Origin of the sequence: Gordonia sp. PvP123 (genome assembly GCF_040547295.1) — a bacterium.
Lineage (GTDB): Bacteria > Actinomycetota > Actinomycetes > Mycobacteriales > Mycobacteriaceae > Gordonia > Gordonia terrae.
In genome coordinates this window covers 114395-130879 of sequence record NZ_JBEPPN010000013.1, presented here as the reverse complement: position 1 = coordinate 130879, position 16485 = coordinate 114395, and the positions used below count along the sequence as shown (strand labels likewise).

The 16485-nt window shown below is 65.7% G+C and carries 19 protein-coding genes and 1 pseudogene; 9 read left to right on the top strand and 11 right to left on the bottom strand.

Annotated features, from left to right (window positions below):
- Positions 1-427: 427 nt before the first annotated feature.
- Positions 428-895: a hypothetical protein gene (locus ABIC25_RS22435; RefSeq protein ID WP_064570179.1), complete on the bottom strand. Its 468-nt coding sequence runs from the start codon at positions 893-895 to the stop codon at positions 428-430.
- Between the two features lie 160 nt (positions 896-1055).
- Between ABIC25_RS22435 and ABIC25_RS22430 the strand changes: the two genes are divergently transcribed.
- The gene (locus ABIC25_RS22430) at positions 1056-1553 is read left to right on the top strand and encodes a hypothetical protein (RefSeq protein WP_248642671.1); all 498 of its coding nucleotides are present in this window, start codon (positions 1056-1058) and stop codon (positions 1551-1553) included.
- A gap of 29 nt (positions 1554-1582) precedes the next feature.
- Here the strand turns inward: ABIC25_RS22430 and ABIC25_RS22425 are convergent, their stop codons facing one another.
- A complete protein-coding gene (locus tag ABIC25_RS22425) occupies positions 1583-2527 on the bottom strand; it encodes an NADP-dependent oxidoreductase (protein ID WP_354563219.1) in 945 nt (314 codons plus the stop codon).
- 209 nt (positions 2528-2736) lie between these two features.
- Here ABIC25_RS22425 and ABIC25_RS22420 point away from each other — a divergent pair, with 209 nt between their 5' ends.
- Positions 2737-3363: a hypothetical protein gene (locus ABIC25_RS22420; protein ID WP_354563217.1), complete on the top strand. Its 627-nt coding sequence runs from the start codon at positions 2737-2739 to the stop codon at positions 3361-3363.
- A 53-nt stretch (positions 3364-3416) separates the two neighbouring features.
- On the opposite strand, the gene ABIC25_RS22415 is transcribed toward ABIC25_RS22420, so the two are convergent.
- From ABIC25_RS22415 to ABIC25_RS22395, 5 genes and pseudogenes are all read right to left on the bottom strand, one after another.
- Positions 3417-3677 carry a hypothetical protein gene (locus ABIC25_RS22415; protein ID WP_248642666.1) on the bottom strand — a complete coding sequence of 87 codons (261 nt, stop codon included), beginning with the start codon at positions 3675-3677 and terminating at the stop codon, positions 3417-3419.
- A gap of 130 nt (positions 3678-3807) precedes the next feature.
- Complete coding sequence (locus ABIC25_RS22410) at positions 3808-4809, bottom strand: alkylmercury lyase family protein (RefSeq protein ID WP_006438313.1); 1002 nt, start codon at positions 4807-4809, stop codon at positions 3808-3810.
- Positions 4806-5207 carry a MerR family transcriptional regulator gene (locus tag ABIC25_RS22405; protein WP_006438312.1) on the bottom strand — a complete coding sequence of 134 codons (402 nt, stop codon included), beginning with the start codon at positions 5205-5207 and terminating at the stop codon, positions 4806-4808. The genes ABIC25_RS22410 and ABIC25_RS22405 overlap by 4 nt, the downstream gene beginning before the upstream one ends.
- Positions 5208-5244: 37 nt before the next feature.
- Positions 5245-6075: pseudogene (locus ABIC25_RS22400) on the bottom strand (DUF4158 domain-containing protein); the annotation flags it as partial.
- Positions 6076-6241: 166 nt separating this feature from the next.
- Positions 6242-6802, bottom strand: a complete 561-nt coding sequence (locus tag ABIC25_RS22395; protein WP_006438310.1) for a hypothetical protein — start codon at positions 6800-6802, stop codon at positions 6242-6244.
- A gap of 307 nt (positions 6803-7109) precedes the next feature.
- Between ABIC25_RS22395 and ABIC25_RS22390 the strand changes: the two genes are divergently transcribed.
- Positions 7110-7502: a hypothetical protein gene (locus tag ABIC25_RS22390; protein ID WP_354563215.1), complete on the top strand. Its 393-nt coding sequence runs from the start codon at positions 7110-7112 to the stop codon at positions 7500-7502.
- A gap of 498 nt (positions 7503-8000) precedes the next feature.
- Here the strand turns inward: ABIC25_RS22390 and ABIC25_RS22385 are convergent, their stop codons facing one another.
- Positions 8001-8234, bottom strand: a complete 234-nt coding sequence (locus tag ABIC25_RS22385) for a helix-turn-helix transcriptional regulator (RefSeq protein ID WP_051995443.1) — start codon at positions 8232-8234, stop codon at positions 8001-8003.
- A 1010-nt stretch (positions 8235-9244) separates the two neighbouring features.
- Here ABIC25_RS22385 and ABIC25_RS22380 point away from each other — a divergent pair.
- The gene (locus tag ABIC25_RS22380; RefSeq protein WP_231380857.1) at positions 9245-9688 is read left to right on the top strand and encodes a hypothetical protein; all 444 of its coding nucleotides are present in this window, start codon (positions 9245-9247) and stop codon (positions 9686-9688) included.
- A 27-nt stretch (positions 9689-9715) separates the two neighbouring features.
- Positions 9716-10045, top strand: a complete 330-nt coding sequence (locus tag ABIC25_RS22375; RefSeq protein WP_248642662.1) for a hypothetical protein — start codon at positions 9716-9718, stop codon at positions 10043-10045.
- A gap of 38 nt (positions 10046-10083) precedes the next feature.
- Here the strand turns inward: ABIC25_RS22375 and ABIC25_RS22370 are convergent, their stop codons facing one another.
- Genes ABIC25_RS22370 through ABIC25_RS22360 form a run of 3 tightly spaced genes read right to left on the bottom strand, consistent with a single transcriptional unit; the run spans position 10084 to position 12435 of the window.
- A complete protein-coding gene (locus ABIC25_RS22370) occupies positions 10084-10464 on the bottom strand; it encodes a BlaI/MecI/CopY family transcriptional regulator (RefSeq protein WP_006438350.1) in 381 nt (126 codons plus the stop codon).
- A gap of 47 nt (positions 10465-10511) precedes the next feature.
- A complete protein-coding gene (locus ABIC25_RS22365) occupies positions 10512-11744 on the bottom strand; it encodes a sensor histidine kinase (protein ID WP_006438349.1) in 1233 nt (410 codons plus the stop codon).
- A complete protein-coding gene (locus tag ABIC25_RS22360; RefSeq protein WP_042375763.1) occupies positions 11734-12435 on the bottom strand; it encodes a response regulator transcription factor in 702 nt (233 codons plus the stop codon). The genes ABIC25_RS22365 and ABIC25_RS22360 overlap by 11 nt, the downstream gene beginning before the upstream one ends.
- 282 nt (positions 12436-12717) lie before the next feature.
- Here ABIC25_RS22360 and ABIC25_RS22355 point away from each other — a divergent pair, with 282 nt between their 5' ends.
- From ABIC25_RS22355 to ABIC25_RS22340, 4 genes are all read left to right on the top strand, one after another.
- A complete protein-coding gene (locus ABIC25_RS22355; protein WP_035718250.1) occupies positions 12718-13851 on the top strand; it encodes a PLP-dependent cysteine synthase family protein in 1134 nt (377 codons plus the stop codon).
- 3 nt (positions 13852-13854) lie between these two features.
- Entirely contained in the window at positions 13855-15123 is a 1269-nt protein-coding gene (locus ABIC25_RS22350) for an MFS transporter (protein ID WP_006357626.1), read from the top strand.
- Between the two features lie 103 nt (positions 15124-15226).
- On the top strand, positions 15227-15433 hold the full coding sequence (locus ABIC25_RS22345; RefSeq protein ID WP_006438347.1) for a heavy-metal-associated domain-containing protein: 207 nt from the start codon (positions 15227-15229) through the stop codon (positions 15431-15433).
- Positions 15434-15525: 92 nt separating this feature from the next.
- Positions 15526-16476, top strand: coding sequence for a DUF8832 domain-containing protein (locus tag ABIC25_RS22340; protein ID WP_006357624.1), 951 nt, complete (start codon positions 15526-15528; stop codon positions 16474-16476).
- Positions 16477-16485: the final 9 nt, after the last annotated feature.

The window sequence follows — 16485 nt, the reverse complement described above, 5'->3', positions numbered from 1 at the left end:
CGCGCTCAATTCTCGAGAGGCCGGATCGGGGTGGTATTCGAAGTTGTCCTGGCGCTCTGCTACTCGTCCTACTTGAACACGTCTCGTTACCAGTTAAGGAAGCTGGGTCGAAGCAGGCACGAGGACTCGGCTCTGCGCCGCGGGTAACCATGCAGGCTCATCGCCAGCGTCCCGTCGCCATGGCAGCCCAGCGATCGGCTCCCGTCACTTCTCCGGGATCGGCGTTAGGCGGCGGCGACAGCGACGAACCTGTCACCATCACCATTGGCACCCGTTGCGCGTGGCTGCCTCGCAGGCAGCACGCTGTGGAACCCATCCCGCCTCGAGGTGTGCCCGTTGCCAATGCGCAATGGCGTCAGTACATTTCGTCACCCGTGACGAAATGATGGGAACGGAGTCGCGCGGCTGGGCTACGCCACCGGTCGCCTCATCGAATTGTGTAGACCAGTCCCAGGCCATCGTCCGCGAGGGCGACCATGAAGTCTTGTGCCTCACGGAGAAACGAGTTGGCGTAGTCGGCGTTCGAGTACGGCACTGCCTCGATGATGTCGGTCTCCACGATCGGCTCAACCATGACGATGTCTTCCGCAACCTCTTTGACCACATCGGGAGACAGCACGTGCACGAACCCGACATGACCGCCGTACGGCCCCACCGGGGTCACGTTTCCTTTGACGAGCTCCAAGGAGATCCGCGGTTGCAACCGGCCGTCGGTCACGGCGAAGACGTGCTGGAGCTCTCGCCACGCCTTGTCGAGATACAGCATCCGGGGGCGGTCTTCCTCAGGTCCCCATGCATCGATCAGCGGGTCCGGCGAGAGGAACGGATACGGATTGCGTCGAGCCTCGTTCACATCGCCTGGCTGCAACGGGTAGGCGTAGTAGCGAATTCCCATGTGCGGAATACTGACAGGGGAACCGGCTCGTGCCCGGAGGTCGGACGCCGGTGTGGAGAACTCCCGTTGTGGCCGGTGCCCTGTGGAGTGTCACCTGGGGTGACCGTCCTCGTACATTTCCGGGTTATTTGCCACCGGACACACAGGAAGAGTAGTTCCCATGCCTCACAACGAATCACACTCCGACCGGTCGCCGATAGCGGACAGGGTCACGCAGGCCACCGATCACGCCCTCCATGCTGCGCGCGCCCACGAGTCGGAAGCGTTCGGTGCCGCGGCTGATTCTCTTGCGCTGCAGCCCGAGTCGCGTGAGGTGCACGCGCTCATGCTGCGTGAGTTGCTCGAAACCGTCTTTCCGGATGGGCTGACCGGCGACGATGTGTCCGAGGTGATCACCTCCACGAGCCGTGCTGCCGCCTCGTGGAACCCTGCTGTCAGTCCCGCAGGCATCGCGCTGGTGCTGACCGGTGCCCTGGGGGTGGGCGACACAGCCGGCTCCGATGCGATGTCGTCCGCCGGCCCACTGGACACCGAGACCACCGCTGCTGCACTGGTGGTCATCACCGACCTCGCCGCACGTGCAGGGGTCGACCCGACGGCGTACTTGACCCGAGCTGTGCAGGAGATCCGTCGTGCCCAGACGATGGAGATGCCCTGATCGGTGGTCACCAGGGGTCACCCGCGCTGTCAGTCGGTCGCGACGCGTACGACGATTTTGCCGCGTACGTGACCGGACTCGCTGCGTTCGTGGGCGCCGGCGGCGTCGGCCAGTTCGAACACCTCGGCGATCTCGGGCGTGAGGCTGCCGGCCTCGCCGAGTCGGGCCAGCTCGGCGAGATCCGCTGAATCGGGCCGTACCCATATATAGTGGCCCCCGAACTCGTCTCGCGCCCGTGCGTCGGTGATGGAGGCGACGGTGCCGCCGTCGCGCAGCACATCGCCGACCGAGTCGAGCGCGTCACCACCGACGTAGTCGAGGACCACGTCGACCCCCTCGGATTCGAGTGCGCGGACACGGTCGGCCAGACCGTCGCCGTAGGTGATGGGTTCGGCGCCCAGCGTTCGAAGGAACTCGTGGTTGGAGTCGGAGGCGGTGCCGATCACCCGTGCGCCGAGCGACCGTGCGATCTGCACCGCGAACGATCCGACGCCGCCGGCAGCGGCATGCACCAAGACGGTGTGCCCTGACTGCACGCCCGCGCGGCGGATCGTCTGGTAGGCGGTCAGGCCGGCGAGCGGAACCGCCGCGGCCTCCTCGAACGACCAGCCAGACGGCTTGTGCGCGAGCGTCCGTACCGGAGCGGCGACCAGCTCGGCGAACGTACCACCCGCCACTTCCCCACCGACCACGTCTTTGCGCACATAACCGAACACCTCGTCGCCGACCTCGAACTCGGGCGTGTCCAAGCCGACCTGCTCGACCACACCGGCGACATCCCAGCCCGGGACGACCGGGAACACGGTATCCATGATCTCGGCGAGGTAGCCTTCGCGGACCTTCCAGTCCACCGGGTTCACACTCGAGGCCCGCACGCGCACCAGCACGGAGTCGGGACCGACCTTGGGCGTGGGGAGATCGGTCAGTTCCAGGACATCGGGACCGCCGAAGCGGTCGTAAGTGATTGCTCGCATGCTGGCACCAACGGGTGGCTCGGCGGAATGATTCCGAGAACCCTGCGGTGTCCGCCGACGCCACACGTCGTGGAGATCGGCCCGGGCGACCAGACGTGCCCGCCTTCGGCGGGCGTGAAAATGTGGTCCGACGTGGGAACTACCAGTGCAAGCCCGATCCGGAGCCGTGGGACGAAGCCCGGTTTCAGTGTGAAAGACATTGTGCCGTAGTGTATTCACCCGTGAATCTCGCTGCTGCTGACGCCCTCGTGACCGATCCCACTGCCCGTGCCTGTGTGTGGTGCTCATCCAGCGACGACATCGCAGAACTCCGCGGCGAACCGCGGTGCGGGCGCTGTCGCGAAGCAGAACAGACCATCGCGGCGGCTCGCGAGTTCGTCGGCTTCTATGGTCTGCGACCCCTGGGCGCGTCCCTGACGTCCGACGACGACGAAGAACGCGACCACCGGGTGGCCGCCCGTGATGCCTGGGCAGTGCTGAATGGGACCCGCACACAGCCCCCACGGCGCGCCCGGTCCGGGCAGCGGGGCGTCGCACGACCGGCATCCACCACCACGAAGGCGAGCGGAAACCCGACGTCGTCCAACGCCAAGAACGTCGGGGCCGGAAGCGCCCGGACGGCGGGGGTCTCCCGACCCGACCGTGCGGAGCTGATGAGCCGCGCCCAGTCCTTGTTGGGGCAGCTCACCGAAATCGAGGAACGGCTGGCCGTCGCCCAGGCGGATTCCGGCCTGAGCGGGAAGGCCAAGGTGTCCGACTTGACCGCCAAGCGCGATTCGGTGTTGCGAACGCTCGCCGCACTGGAGAAGGCCAAGCGGGCCCTGGAGCCGGCCTGAGGGTCCACGTGCCCGGACCGTTGCGATCCGAAAAGCGGTGAGCAGGAGATGAATCACCCGATTCGCGCCCTCACCGCCACAGTGACACGATCACGACGAGAATGATCAGCTTGATGGACTGCTGAGGAGCCCCACAGGGTTTCGAGGGTTTCGCCGATCTCGTCGTCGGCGACGTTGGCCAGCGGCCGGGTCTCGCCGAGCGTGGCGGTGGTCTTGTCGACGGCGATGGCGTAGGAGCGGCGGGTGTTCGGGGAGTGGATCGAGTCGAGGAAGCTGTCGCCGGCGGCGCGGACGGTGATCCCGGACGGCAACATTGTGACCTCCCTGGCCTGCTTGCCACAGATAACAGGGCCGCTTCGCGCACCGCCGGAGCGGAGTCGTCGCAGGCCGGGTTTCATGGTGCCACAGATAACAGGGTGTTATCTGTGGCACGCCCGGGTGCGGTCAGCTGTGCAGCAGGTGCCCGAAAATGGTGGTGCCGAGGTGGTGGGCGTCGGGGAGTTCGACGATAACGCCGCCGATGCCGGGGTGGGTGTCTGCCCAGCCCTGGGCGCTGGCGCGGTCGGTGAAGAAGTTGAGGTAGTGGCAGCAGGTGTCGGCGGACGGGCCTGGGCCGGCCTGTGCGCCGACGAAGACGACCGTGGTGGCCGGGTCGGCGGTGACGTGCCCGCCGTCAACGGTGACCGTGATCGGGTCGGCGGTCACCGGGTCGGCGGAGGTGATCGTCACCGGCGTGTCGAGCATCGCGGCCATACCGAGCGCGTCGACCGCGCACATGGCCGAAACCGTGGCTCCACCAGCGATCCGGACTCGATGCGGCGTCGGTGTGGCCGAGAATGGATACGCCGCCGCGATGCTCCCGGTCGCGTCGAGGCGGACGATGTCGGCGTCGTGCAGGCGGCGCAGTAGCTGCTCGACCGGCACGTCGGGCCCGGCGGCCATCTCGGTCAGATCGTCACCGGTCGGCGCCTGCCCATCGGTGGCGAAGGCACGCAGGATCGCCTGGTGCACAGCCTTTTCGGTGGGGTCTGCCGGTTGCGCGGCGGCGCGCCAGGCGCGGAGCACTGTTGCCGGAGATTCGGCGGCGGGTGGGGTGCAGCATGAGGATGCGGTGTCGTCCCCGAGTGCCGCGGTGCCGTCCGGGACGAGCCGCAACGCGGCGCGCAACGCGGCGACCGAGGGTGCGCCGTCGAGCCGCCCGGTGTCGGAGGGGTAGAGGCGGCACGACAGGCTCGGGACCTGGCCCGGCGTTGCGAACGGGTCGCAGCCGTCGACCAGCAGGGTGGGTGATCCGGTCATACCCGCGGTGGCGGCCCGGCCGGGATCGTCAATCACACGGCGGGTGATCTCGAGCTGCACCGGCTGGCCGGCGGTCGCCTGCCGGATGCGCTGTTCGAGTACCGCCACGTTGGGGCAGTCGGGGACCTGGAGGATTTCCAGTTTCACGGGTGGTCTCCTTCGTGCAGCGAGGTCAGGATCGGACAGGACCGGCGGTTGCGGGGCAGCTCGCACGTCGCGATCAACTCTGCCAGCGAGCCGCGCATGCGCTGCAGGTCCGCGATACGCCGTTCCAGCTCGGCAACCCTCGACTCGGCCAGTGCGCGGGCGGTGTCGCAGTCGTCGGGGCCGCCGTCGGCCAGCCGCAGCAGTTCGGCGACCTCGTCGAGGGTGAACCCCAGCTCCTGGGATCGTTTGACGAACCTGACCACCGCGACCGCCTCGTCGGGGTAGCTGCGGTAGCCTGCCGGGGACCGCGCCGGTCGCGCGAGCAGACCACGGCGCTCGTAATAGCGCAGGGTCTGCGCGTTGATCCCCGCCCTGGCTGCCAGCTCACCGGTCCGCATGCACACATTCTCAACCCTGTACCCGAGTACAGGGTCAAGGCCGCGCAGCCGCCGGATCCCGGCGTTCCAAGGCTTGGCCCGTCAAGCGTCGGCCCACAGTCGCCAGGAACCGCCGCCGCTCCGCCGGCAGCACCGACATATCCAGCTCATCCGCGCCCAGGTTGCGCAGGAACACCAGCTTCTCGACCTCGGCCTTCACCGCGGTCGCCGACGCCTCCACAGGGCCGGTCGACAACCACCGCAACCGCGACATCCCGATAGACGGGTCGACGACCAGCAACGCATCCAGTTCCTTACACCGCTGCGGCGTGAACTCGCGCGCCAACCGGTCATAGGTCTCCCGCTGCGCCTGCGTGCGAGCATGCGCGACCCGCCGGACCACCGTGTCCGGGCCCGGCCGGATCACCCGCGCCGAGATCAGGTACTCACACGCCAGCCGGAACAACAGAGTCGGCGAATCGTGCTCCATCGCCCGCGCCAGCAGGAACTCATCCAGCTCCTTCAACTCCATCGACCCGGCAGGCCGCCACCCCAGATACTGGGCCACCAGCCGCACATGCTCGGTCCGCGTCTGCGCCCGCTTGCCATACGAACGAAGCTGCACCGCATCGACATTCAGCTGATCCGCCAACCGGGCCACCGCCACCGGCGGCGCCGACGACACCTTGTCCGGCACGAACCCCAGCCACGGCAAGGTGCACAACGCCACCGCCAGGCCCAGACGGACCGCAGGGCCCCTGCCCTGCGGAGCAACGAACGCCAGATCCGCCGGGGTCAGCGTGAAGTACCGGAACAACTCCTCACGACTGATCTCCGGGAACTCCCGCAGGCGCTGCAACTCCTCGTCCGCGAATACCCGCGTCGCCACGAACCCCAGCCTCCAAAACGCCGACCAACCTCATCGGCAGCCAAGCCAAGCACCAACCACCCCGGCCCGCAGCCCGAACCGAGAAATCACCGCCGACCAGGCGCTACGCGAACCTCGTTGTTTTTTGCGCCATTACTACCGGGACCCCGGAATGACCCGACAACGCTCACGTGCGGTCTTTCCAGCGCTCGTTTGCTGCTTGCCGGGTCATGCCGGTCGCCGCGCCGATCTCGGCCCACGAACGGCCCAGTCGACGGGCCTTGGCCACCGCGGCGTCGAGTTGTGCGTCGGCGTCCCTGCGGGCTGTGACCGCCGCCCGGATCTCGCCGTCGACGTCGAGCGGGTCAAGATGCTCACGCCGCCACACTGCTGTGGCGGCCGCGGCGACCTCGGCTCGCACGCCGACGTCGAGGTCAGCGTCTGGGGCGAACACACGATGCCGGGCCAGGTCCTCGAGGGAGGCTGAGGGCACCCGTGTCCACTGGACGGGATCGGTCCAGGATGAGCCGTCGGAACTGTTCGAGCGGCCGCAATGGCACCGCAGAAGCCAGCCGACAATCTCGGTCGACGGCCGCAAACGATCCTCGCTCGAGGTTCGGCCCCGCTCAACGATCTCGTAGTCGGCGCCGTCGACCATGGTCGATGCGTGGCTCTCGGCGCCGTCCTCGAATACCGCCACCAACGCCGCCTCGTGCAAATGAGTGTCGGTCTCATGTATCCAACCCATGCTGGTAGGGTACACCCGAATGTCAGGATGCCCAGACGCTACCCGAATCGACGTCAGGCTTACCTGACATAATCGCTATTATCGGCGAAATGCGTTGTGGGACAACGGGTTACGTCACCAGTGACGTAACTGTACATGCATCACGTTTTCTGGCTAGGCTCGCGACACCGAATGTCATACGTTCTGCCTATGCTCGCTTCGTGGAACTGGCCGGACTCGAAGCGTGCTGCTCGGACAACCGAGCCACTTTCACGGGATCGACTTTGCCCGAGTGGAAACCGGCGTTCGGCTGCTAGCGTCGAACCTTGTGAAACGATTAATAGCGGGGGCGTTGATCGCCGGAGCAGCAACTTTCGGACTGGTCGCCGGTGCCGGCGACTCTGACGCGAAGATCAAAGAGGGGCGCTACAAGCATCAGCTCCTCATGTATGGCGTCGTGCCGACACCTGAGTCGAATGTTCGGGTCATCGGAAACACCTACCAGCAGGACTACTACGGCGTCGGCCCGGCAAACGTGTATCAGTACTCGATCCGGCCGACGAAAAACGGTGGCGTGGCTAGCTATTCGTCGCACCCGGCCGTCGAGTGGTACTACCGGACCGAGTATCGCCGAACCAAGAACGGCTACGTCGGCACGACGTACAACTTCGGCGTGCCCATCGGCAACATGCTCCTCAAAGAGCAGCCGAAGGGTCGCTGACTAGCGTCTGACAAACCACCAATCGCCGCGTCCGACAGGCTTTGTCGGACGCGGCGATTATCGTTTGGACTCGCGAGTGCTCGCCATCTCTCTACGGCGCGGGGCCAACGGGGCCGGCGTTTTGGTGCTCGGCGGCGACCACATCCTTCAGGGCATCGACGGGGACCAGGCCGCAGGCCTCCCCATCCAGTCGCCACGGTGGGCGGCTGAACGACGCGCACCACGCAGTGCTCAGTCCCCGCTCCAGATCGGATTCCCAGCGAACACGCAGCGTGAGGCGCACTTTGGCCCCGCCCTGTCGGTAGGGAAACTCATATACCGCAGTATGTCCAGACTCGGGCCTTGGTTCTGACTGCACTGATCATCCCCCTGTGCCTTCTGCGGCACTCGAACTCCCACTGGATGGACTTTGAACCCGTTGCCTCGTTCGACGGTGACCTAGCTCGACGGTGGTGAAGTGTCGCTCGTGTTGGCGGTCGCGCGCGCGAGGTGTCGTACCTACTGTTTACGGTTGGGTTCAACGATCGCGGACGGGGGGACGCCGAAGTGTGCGGAGAATCGAAAGACCAGGTCAAGCGTTATGTTCCGGCCGCCCTCAACCTCGGAGACGTACTGGCGCGAGACCCCGATGGCAGTAGCGGTCTCTGCCTGGGTCTCCCCGCGCAACTGGCGCAACGCACGAAGGCCGAGGCCTACCGCACGCAGGTTGTCGCTACGGTCCCGAATATTCACGCGCCAACTATATGCGACGGCGGGGATGTCAACTATAGTAGACAGTGCGGGTGGTGAAACCTACCTCGCCTAATCTCGTCTCAACGCTCACATCACACGCGAATCTTCGAGGGAGATAGCTAGATGGCACTTGTAAATCACTGGGGGAGAGTATCTTTCAAGCGCTCCTTACATAACATCGAGAGATCGCGGGGACCTGAAGTGTTGCTCGTGGCGGTGCTCGCGCATCGATGTCAAACCATCTGGGCCGGCGTCACCCTCGCTGGTCCAAAAGGTGGTGGAGAACGCCCCGGCCGGCGGCGACGGCGGAGTAGCGGCCACGCCGATCGGCCACGCCTGCTGTACTTCGTAGCGCAAACCTTCGAGCGGGTCATCCGCAGCATCTGACCAAACGAACTCGACTTCCGTCCCCGGACGCAAACCCATCGAAGCGAGTGGATCGTTCAGATCGGCTACCGCTAGGAGTCTGAGCGATTGAGCGTCGGCGTACACCCCGCCGGGAGTGTCCGGTGAGTCGAACACACCCCACCCTTTACTGAAATGCCATACCCGCACAACGCCCGTCGACGACATTGCTTAACCGTAGCCGTCACAGCTCCGCGGGGAGACGTCGCGAAAACGTTGATCGTGAGGTAGGACGGGCTAGGAACGAAGTCAGCGCGTAGCGGGTGGCAGCGGGTTGAACGCGTCGTGAGCCATGATTCGTGGTCGAGTTCGATGTCCCAGGCTTCCAAATCGGGGGCGAGGACCAACTCATCGATGCAGGCGGCGGTCCCACCGACGAAGAAGATAGAGCTACTCCCCCTCCGTCAGCGCCCTCCAGCCCACCTAAACTACTATCTAGCATAGTTTCAAGGTTGGCTGTTGGAGGCGTGGTGATCGCAAACATTGTGGCCCAAGGGACACTCCTGGGACTGTTCGGTGCGGTCGTAGCGTGTGGTGTCGCCGCTGCCCGCCAGCCGGATCGAGGTGGGGAGGCGTGGCGGGCGCTTGTTTCGTGTGCGGTGGCCGTGAGTGCGGCCGTCGGCGTGATGGTGGTTGCTCCCCAGGGCGATTTCTCGTCGGCGATCGTGTTGGTGATGCTCTGTGTTGGGGCGCTCATGCTGTTTTCTGCTCATCTGCACGGTACGTCGTTGGCTGTAATGGTTGACCCGCTCGTGTGGATGGCCTCGGCGATGTGGGTGTTCATCGTGTTCGCCGCCACGGGCGCGCCGATCGAGATTGGCGCGGTGCCTGCTGATCCGATCGCCGAGCTGGCGTTGAGGGCGGAGCTCAATCGAACCCCGAGGTGGTCCCGCACAGGCAGTGTGATCGCGATCTTCGGTCTGGTGGCCGCGATAGTCTTCCGCCTGGCCCGGCCGGCCTCCCGCGGTGATGGCTTCGACGCCCTCGTTCCCGGCGCCCACGCCCGATTCCCACAAAATACGAAGGTGGTTAGTAGAAGTGGGGCGTGATGCGAGTGTGCGGAGGAGGTGGTGGGCATGACTGACGGTGTCGAGGTGCCGCGTACGGATCGGTTCGGCCCGCGCGGTCCTGCCCGTACGATCTCTCGTGCGGTGGGCCTTGCCGTGGTGATGCTTGAGGCGGTTGCCGCGTTCTGGCTGGTGATGCTGCTCCGAACGTCGGATCTCGTGCCATCCGACCCGTCAGGAGTCGGGCGCGGTGATCAGGTCGAGCTGCGGATGCTGACCGCGGTGGATGTGCACGACTGGGTGTCGGCGCTGAGTGCTGCGGCCTTCGCTGCGGGTGTGGCCGGTGCGCTGGCGGCGCATCTACTTCCCGCAGTCAAGGGGCGCGCGCCGGTTGAGTAGTCGGGCCGGGATTTCGACTCTTGGAACGTTTCTGTGGCTTAGGCTTTGGTGCCGCCGCCGCGGGTGTGGCGAGGTTTGCGGCTGAGGTATTCGCTGAGCACTTCCCGCTCGGCGGGTGTCACGGTCTGGGCGAAGTGCATCAGTACTGCCGCGGAGTCTCCGCTGGCGTCGAGGACCTGACGCAAGGTGCGTGAGGTGGCCTCCTCGCGGGTCTGCATGGGGAAGTACCGGTAGGCGCGGCTGACTTTTTCTCGACCGACGAACCCTTTTTTGTGCAGGTTGGTGACGACGGTGAGCACTGTGGTGTAGGCCGGTTCGCGGTCGTGGAGTTCCTCGACTAGGTCGTGCACCGACATCGCCGCACCGGCCGACCACAGCACGTCCATCACTGCGCGTTCCAGCGAACCCAGCCCAGTCATTTTCACCCACCATCTCTAGATGCGGGTCAATCTTACGACGGACTACCTCAGTTAGTAGCTCGGTCCCGTTGGAGCGCATCGGCAGCGCCGCGAGGCGGGCGGTGTTCGATGGCTGCGGAGAATTCGGTTCCAGGGGTGCTGCGGTGGATGTGACGTCGTGTTGTGGTCGGCAACGTGATGGTGAAGGTGGCTCCGTGCCCGGTTCCCAGGCTTTCGGCGAGCAAGGTGCCCCCATGGTCTTCGACGATGGAGCGGGCGATGGTGAGTCCGATACCGCTGCCGCCGGCGTCTCGGGTCCGTGAGGAGTCGGTGCGGTAGAAGCGGTCAAAGATGTGTGGAAGGTGTTGAGCGGGAATCCCGTCCCCGCAGTCGACGACGCTGATGCGCACCGCGTGTGCCGGGGCGGTGTCGGCTTTCACTACGACCCGCTGGCCCGGGGAGCTGTGTCGCAGCGCGTTAGTGAGCAGATTGAGCAGTACTTGGCTCATTCGTTCGGCATCGACATCGATGTGTACGCGCGCGGCGGTGGTGACGATGCCCAGCGTGACGCCGGCGTCGGTGAACAGCTCGGCGGCTTCTTCGTAGGTCGCGATGAGTAGTTCATTGACAGTGATCGTCGAGGGTTGCAATGGCATCTGATGCTCGTCGGCGCTGGATACGGTCGCGATGTCCTCGGCGAGGCGCTGCAACCGGGTGGTGGCGGTGCGCACGACGTCGAAGGTGTGGGAGTCGGGCGCGCGGACACCGTCCTCGAGGGCGTCGGTGATCGCGCCGATGGTGGTCAACGGGGTGCGCAGTTCGTGGGCGAGGTCTGACAGCATCCGCTTGCGGATGTCTTCCTGGGAGTTCAAACGTTGTGCCAGCTGGTTGATGGCTCGGCTGAGCTGGGTGAACTCAGTGCCGAGCTGGCGATCGGGAACACGGGTGCGGTAGTTGCCTGCGCCGATCGCCACAGCCGAGCGCGCGACGCTGGCGACTGACTGTTGTACGCGGCGAGCCAGGAACCAGCTGACGGCCGTGGCCAGGATCGTCGAGGTGACCAGGGCTGCGGTCATCGAGACGACGATGGAGAAGGTGAATGCGGCCTCGACGTGTTCGGCCTGTGCTGATCCCGGTTCGAGGCTGGACTGGCCGAGGTGATCGTGGAAGGTGTGCGGCGCGACGAACAGTGCCACGATCGCGACGCTGATGCCGCCGCCGCCGATCACGATGGCCTGGGCCAGCATCAACCGGGAGCCGAAGCTGCCCGGGATACGTGCCCGTCGTCGATCACCGTTCATGGCTGTCTCCTCGAGGTTGGCCGTCACCCATCCGGTAGCCCACGCCGCGCACGGTACGGATGAATCGACCGGCCGCGGCGCTGTCGCCGAGTTTGCGGCGCAGGCTGGCGATATGAACTTCGACAACGTGGGCATCGCCGACCCAGTTGGGTCCCCAGATTTCGGTGAGCAGTTGTTCTCGACTGAACACCACACCGGGCCGTCGGCTCAGGGCTTCCAGAACGTCGAATTCGGTGCGGGTCAGTTCCACGAGTGTGTCTTGTACCCGCACTTCACGGCCTTGTGGGTCCAGGGTCAGCTCCCCCAGTGTCCGCGGGTGTGCTGTGTCTACCGCCGAGGTCGGGCGCGGACGGCGCAGCATGGCGTCGATGCGCGCCATCAGCTCACGAGGACGAAACGGTTTGGTGAGGTAGTCGTCGGCTCCAACCGCGAGACCGATGATGGTGTCGACCTCGTCGGCGCGGGCGGTGACCATCACGATGTAGGCGTCGGTGAAGGTGCGTAACTGCCGACACACCTCGACGCCGTCGATCGAGGGCAAACCCAGATCGAGGATGACTACCGCAGGACTCACCGTGCGTGCGGCGGCGATCCCCTCTTGGCCGTCGTGGGCGATGGTGACCACAAATCCGCTGCGCTGCAGGTAGTCGGCGACAACCTCGGCGATGTCAGGCTCATCTTCGATGACCAGCGCGTGTAGCCCGTGCGGTGGTCGGGCCGCCGGCCCACGAAGGTCGTCGTCGACGATGACGCGGTCATGAGGCACGTCCCTATGGTGGCGGTGGTTTACACGACCATCCAACCCCGCGGGCATTCTTGAGCAGATCTTGATCCCGACCGCCGATCAGCCTTGAGGTTGAGTGGGCAAGGTGGCGGTGTCGCCGCGCCGAACGATATGTCCCAGTTCCCTCTCACACTGTTGATCTGCTTTCGGCCCGGCGACATCCTGTCCATCGATGCAGAGGATGCCCGTGTGACTGTCTCCTACAGCCTCACCACCAGTGATCCATTCGCCACCACCTTCCCTGCCGAGGCCACATCGCGCCGTGCTGGGCTGAGTCGTCAGCTGGTCGGCGGCACCCCGGTACTGCGGATCGAAGAACCCTTTGCCGAGCACGGGCACGGTTTCTGGGCCAAGCTGGAGGGCTTCAACCCCGGTGGCATGAAAGACCGGCCGGCGCTGCACATGGTCGAACGCGCCCGCGCCCGCGGCGAGCTGGCCCCGGGGGCGCAGATCATCGAATCAACGAGCGGCACACTGGGATTGGGGTTAGCGCTAGCGGGCATTGTGTTCGGTCATCCGGTGACCTTGGTGACCGACCCCGGACTGGAACCGATCCTGCGGCAAATGCTCGCCGCCTACGGCGCCCGGGTCGATGTCGTCAGCGAGCCCCACCCGGTCGGGGGTTGGCAACAAGCCCGCCGCGACCGTGTGCGCGCCCTGCTCGCACTCGACGAGGCTGCGTGGTGTCCCGACCAGTATTCCAACCCCGACAACGTGACCGGTTACAGCTCACTGGGTGTGGAGCTGATCGCGCAGCTGCGCCATATCGATGTCCTGGTGTGTTCGGTGGGCACCGGTGGGCACTCAGCCGGTGTGGCTCATACTCTGCGGCAGTTCAACCCTGAGCTGGAAGTCGTGGGCGTAGACACCATCGGCTCGACGATCTTCGGCCAGCCCGCACAGTCACGGATCATGCGGGGACTCGGCTCGAGCATCTACCCCCGCAACGTCGCCTACGACCAGTTCAGTGAGGTGCACTGGGTGGCGCCGGCCGAAGCAGTCTGGGCATGCCGCACCCTGGCCGCCACGCAGTACGCCACCGGCGGCTGGAGCGTGGGCGCGGTGGCCCTGGTCTCGGGCTGGCTGGCTCGCACTCGTTCGGCCGATACGCGCATCGCGGCGGTCTTCCCCGATGGCCCCGCCCGCTACTACGGAACCATCTACAACGACGAGTACTGCCAAGCTCACGACCTGATGGACGCCCCAGCGCCCACTGCCCCCCACACCATCAACGATCCGCTGACCCAGGTCGCGAGTAGCTGGACCCGGTGCCCCACCATCATCGACCCCACCCACATGCCGCACACCGAGCCCACGAGCTGACCTATGCGACGCCTCTACCGCAGTTTCCGCAGCTTCGATCGCCCCAGCCAAGTGCTGATGGTCAACCAGTTCACCATCAACCTCGGCTTCTACATGCTCATGCCCTATCTCGCCGCCTATCTCGCCGGCCCGCTGGCCCTGGCGGCATGGGCAGTGGGCCTGGTCCTGGGGATACGCAACTTCTCCCAGCAGGGCATGTTCCTGATCGGGGGAACACTCGCTGACCGCTGGGGGTACAAACCGCTCATCATCGCCGGATGCCTGATGCGGGTCATCGGATTCATCCTACTGGCCCTGGCCAGTTCGCTGCCCGCGATCCTGATCGCCTCGGCGGCAACGGGATTCGCCGGGGCGCTGTTCAACCCCGCCGTCCGCGCCTACCTGGCCGCCGACGCCGGTGAACGTCGCATCGAAGCATTCGCCGTGTTCAACGTCTTCTACCAGGCCGGCATCCTGCTCGGGCCGCTGGTCGGACTGGCGTTGACCGCTTTGGATTTTCGGCTCACCTCCCTGTGTGCGGCAGCAGTTTTCGCGGTCCTGACCCTCGTGCAGATCAAAGCGCTACCCGCAACAACACCAGCCCCAAGCAACACCTCGATCATTCAGGACTGGCGCAGCGTCGTACGTAACCGGCGATTCCTGCTCTTCGCTGTGGCGATGGCCAGCTCGTATGTGCTGTCCTTTCAGGTCTACCTCGCGCTGCCCCTGCACGCCGACCGCATAGCGGACAACCCCACCCTCGCCACCAGCATTGTCACCGCAATGTTTGTGGTGACCGGTCTGGTGGCCATCGCCGGACAGCTACGCATCACCGCATGGTTCGGCAACCGCTGGGGCAGTACCGGCAGCCTGAGCGTGGGAATGACACTGATGGCTGCAGCTTTCCTGCCCCTAGTCGCCAGCGCCGCAACGCATCAGCGCAACATCGCCCTCAACATCGCCGCACTGCTACTCACCGCAGCCCTGCTCGCCGCCGCCACCGCAGCAGTGTTCCCATTCGAAATGGACACTGTGGTGGGACTGGCCCGCGGCACGCTTGTCGCCACCCACTACGGGCTCTACAACACCATCGTCGGGATCGGGATTCTGCTCGGCAATGCCGCGACCGGGTGGCTGTTCAGCGCGGCCACCACCCGCGACATGCCCGAACTGGTGTGGATCGCTTTGGTCCTCACCGGCATAGCGGCGGCGTCCGCCCTGTTGATGTTGCACCGCCGCGGATGGCTCAGCGTCTCCGCCCCCACCGAAGCTCAACCCACCTCCACCCATTGATTACCCTAGGGGGGTAGGGTATAAAGGTGGTGTGGCGAGACGCCACAGCGACAGGCCTCCTGAGGGTCGTCGGCACCACTGCTGTACCGAAAGGGCACATCTCATGAGCACATCGACAGTGATCGTCTCCGGAATGACGTGTGGGCACTGCGCGTCGTCGGTGCGTGAAGAAGTCGGAGCACTGGCCGGCGTGACCGACGTCGAGGTCGACGTGGCCAGCGGGCAAGTCACCATCTCCAGCTCGGCCCCGATCGAGCCCGACGCGATCCGCGTCGCGGTCGAAGAGGCCGGCTACCACCTGGCGCAGTAGCCGATGAGGGGCTGAAGTGTCTGCCCACTGGCGACTTCAGCCCTTCTCCGGGCGGCGTGTGTGTCGCCACCACCGATGACAGGAATCCAGCGATGAATGTTCCAACCAAGCTCGGCGTCTTCGCTGCGGCTCTGCTGATAGTTTTCGCCGCGGCCTATGCCATCGCCGCGGGTGTCGCACCCGATCGGCCACGACCGTCGTCGGCCGAGTCCACCCATGTCGGCCACACTGCCCAACCGTCATCATCTGCGTCCCCCGGTGCCGATCAGGTTCGCGGGGTTTCGCTGGCAGCAGGCGGCTTCATCCTGGGAAATGTGGTGGCACCCCATGCGCCCGGGATGCAAGCACCGCTGAGCTTTGAGATCCTCGACGCCGCCGGGGCCGCGGTCACCGACTTCGCCACCGAGCACGACAAGCAGCTGCACCTGATCGTCGTCCGCGCGGATGGCGCCTACTTTCGACACGTGCACCCCACTCTCTCGCCCGAAGGGCGCTGGTCGCTGCCCTGGCAGTGGGCGACGGGAGGCAGCTACCGGATCTATGCCGACTTCGTGCCCGCCGCCACCGGTCAACCCCTCACCCTGACCAGCACCGTCGAAGTCAGCGGTGACTACCAGCCGGCCCCAGCCGCCGCCGAATCACGACAGTCATCCGTCGACGGGTTCGACATCGAGCTGGCCGGGCACCTGCGCGCGGGAGCCGAGTCCGAATTGACCGTCACCGTGCGGCGAGCAGGACAACCGGTCACTACCTTGCAGCCGTATCTGGGCGCTTTCGGTCACTTGGTGGCTCTGCGTCAGGGCGACCTGGCCTACCTGCATGTTCACCCTGAGGGCGCGGCACCGACCGCCGGTCAACTCGCGGGACCACAGGTCCGCTTCGCCACCACCGCCCCCACCCCGGGCCGCTATCTGCTCTACCTCGACTTCCAGGTCGACGGCGCTGTGCACACCGCCACCTTCGTTCTCGACGCCCCCACCGGCGCCCCGGCCCCGACAACCAACTCCACGGCCCCCTCGGCCGATCCGCACGCCGGACACTAACTCGCTAAC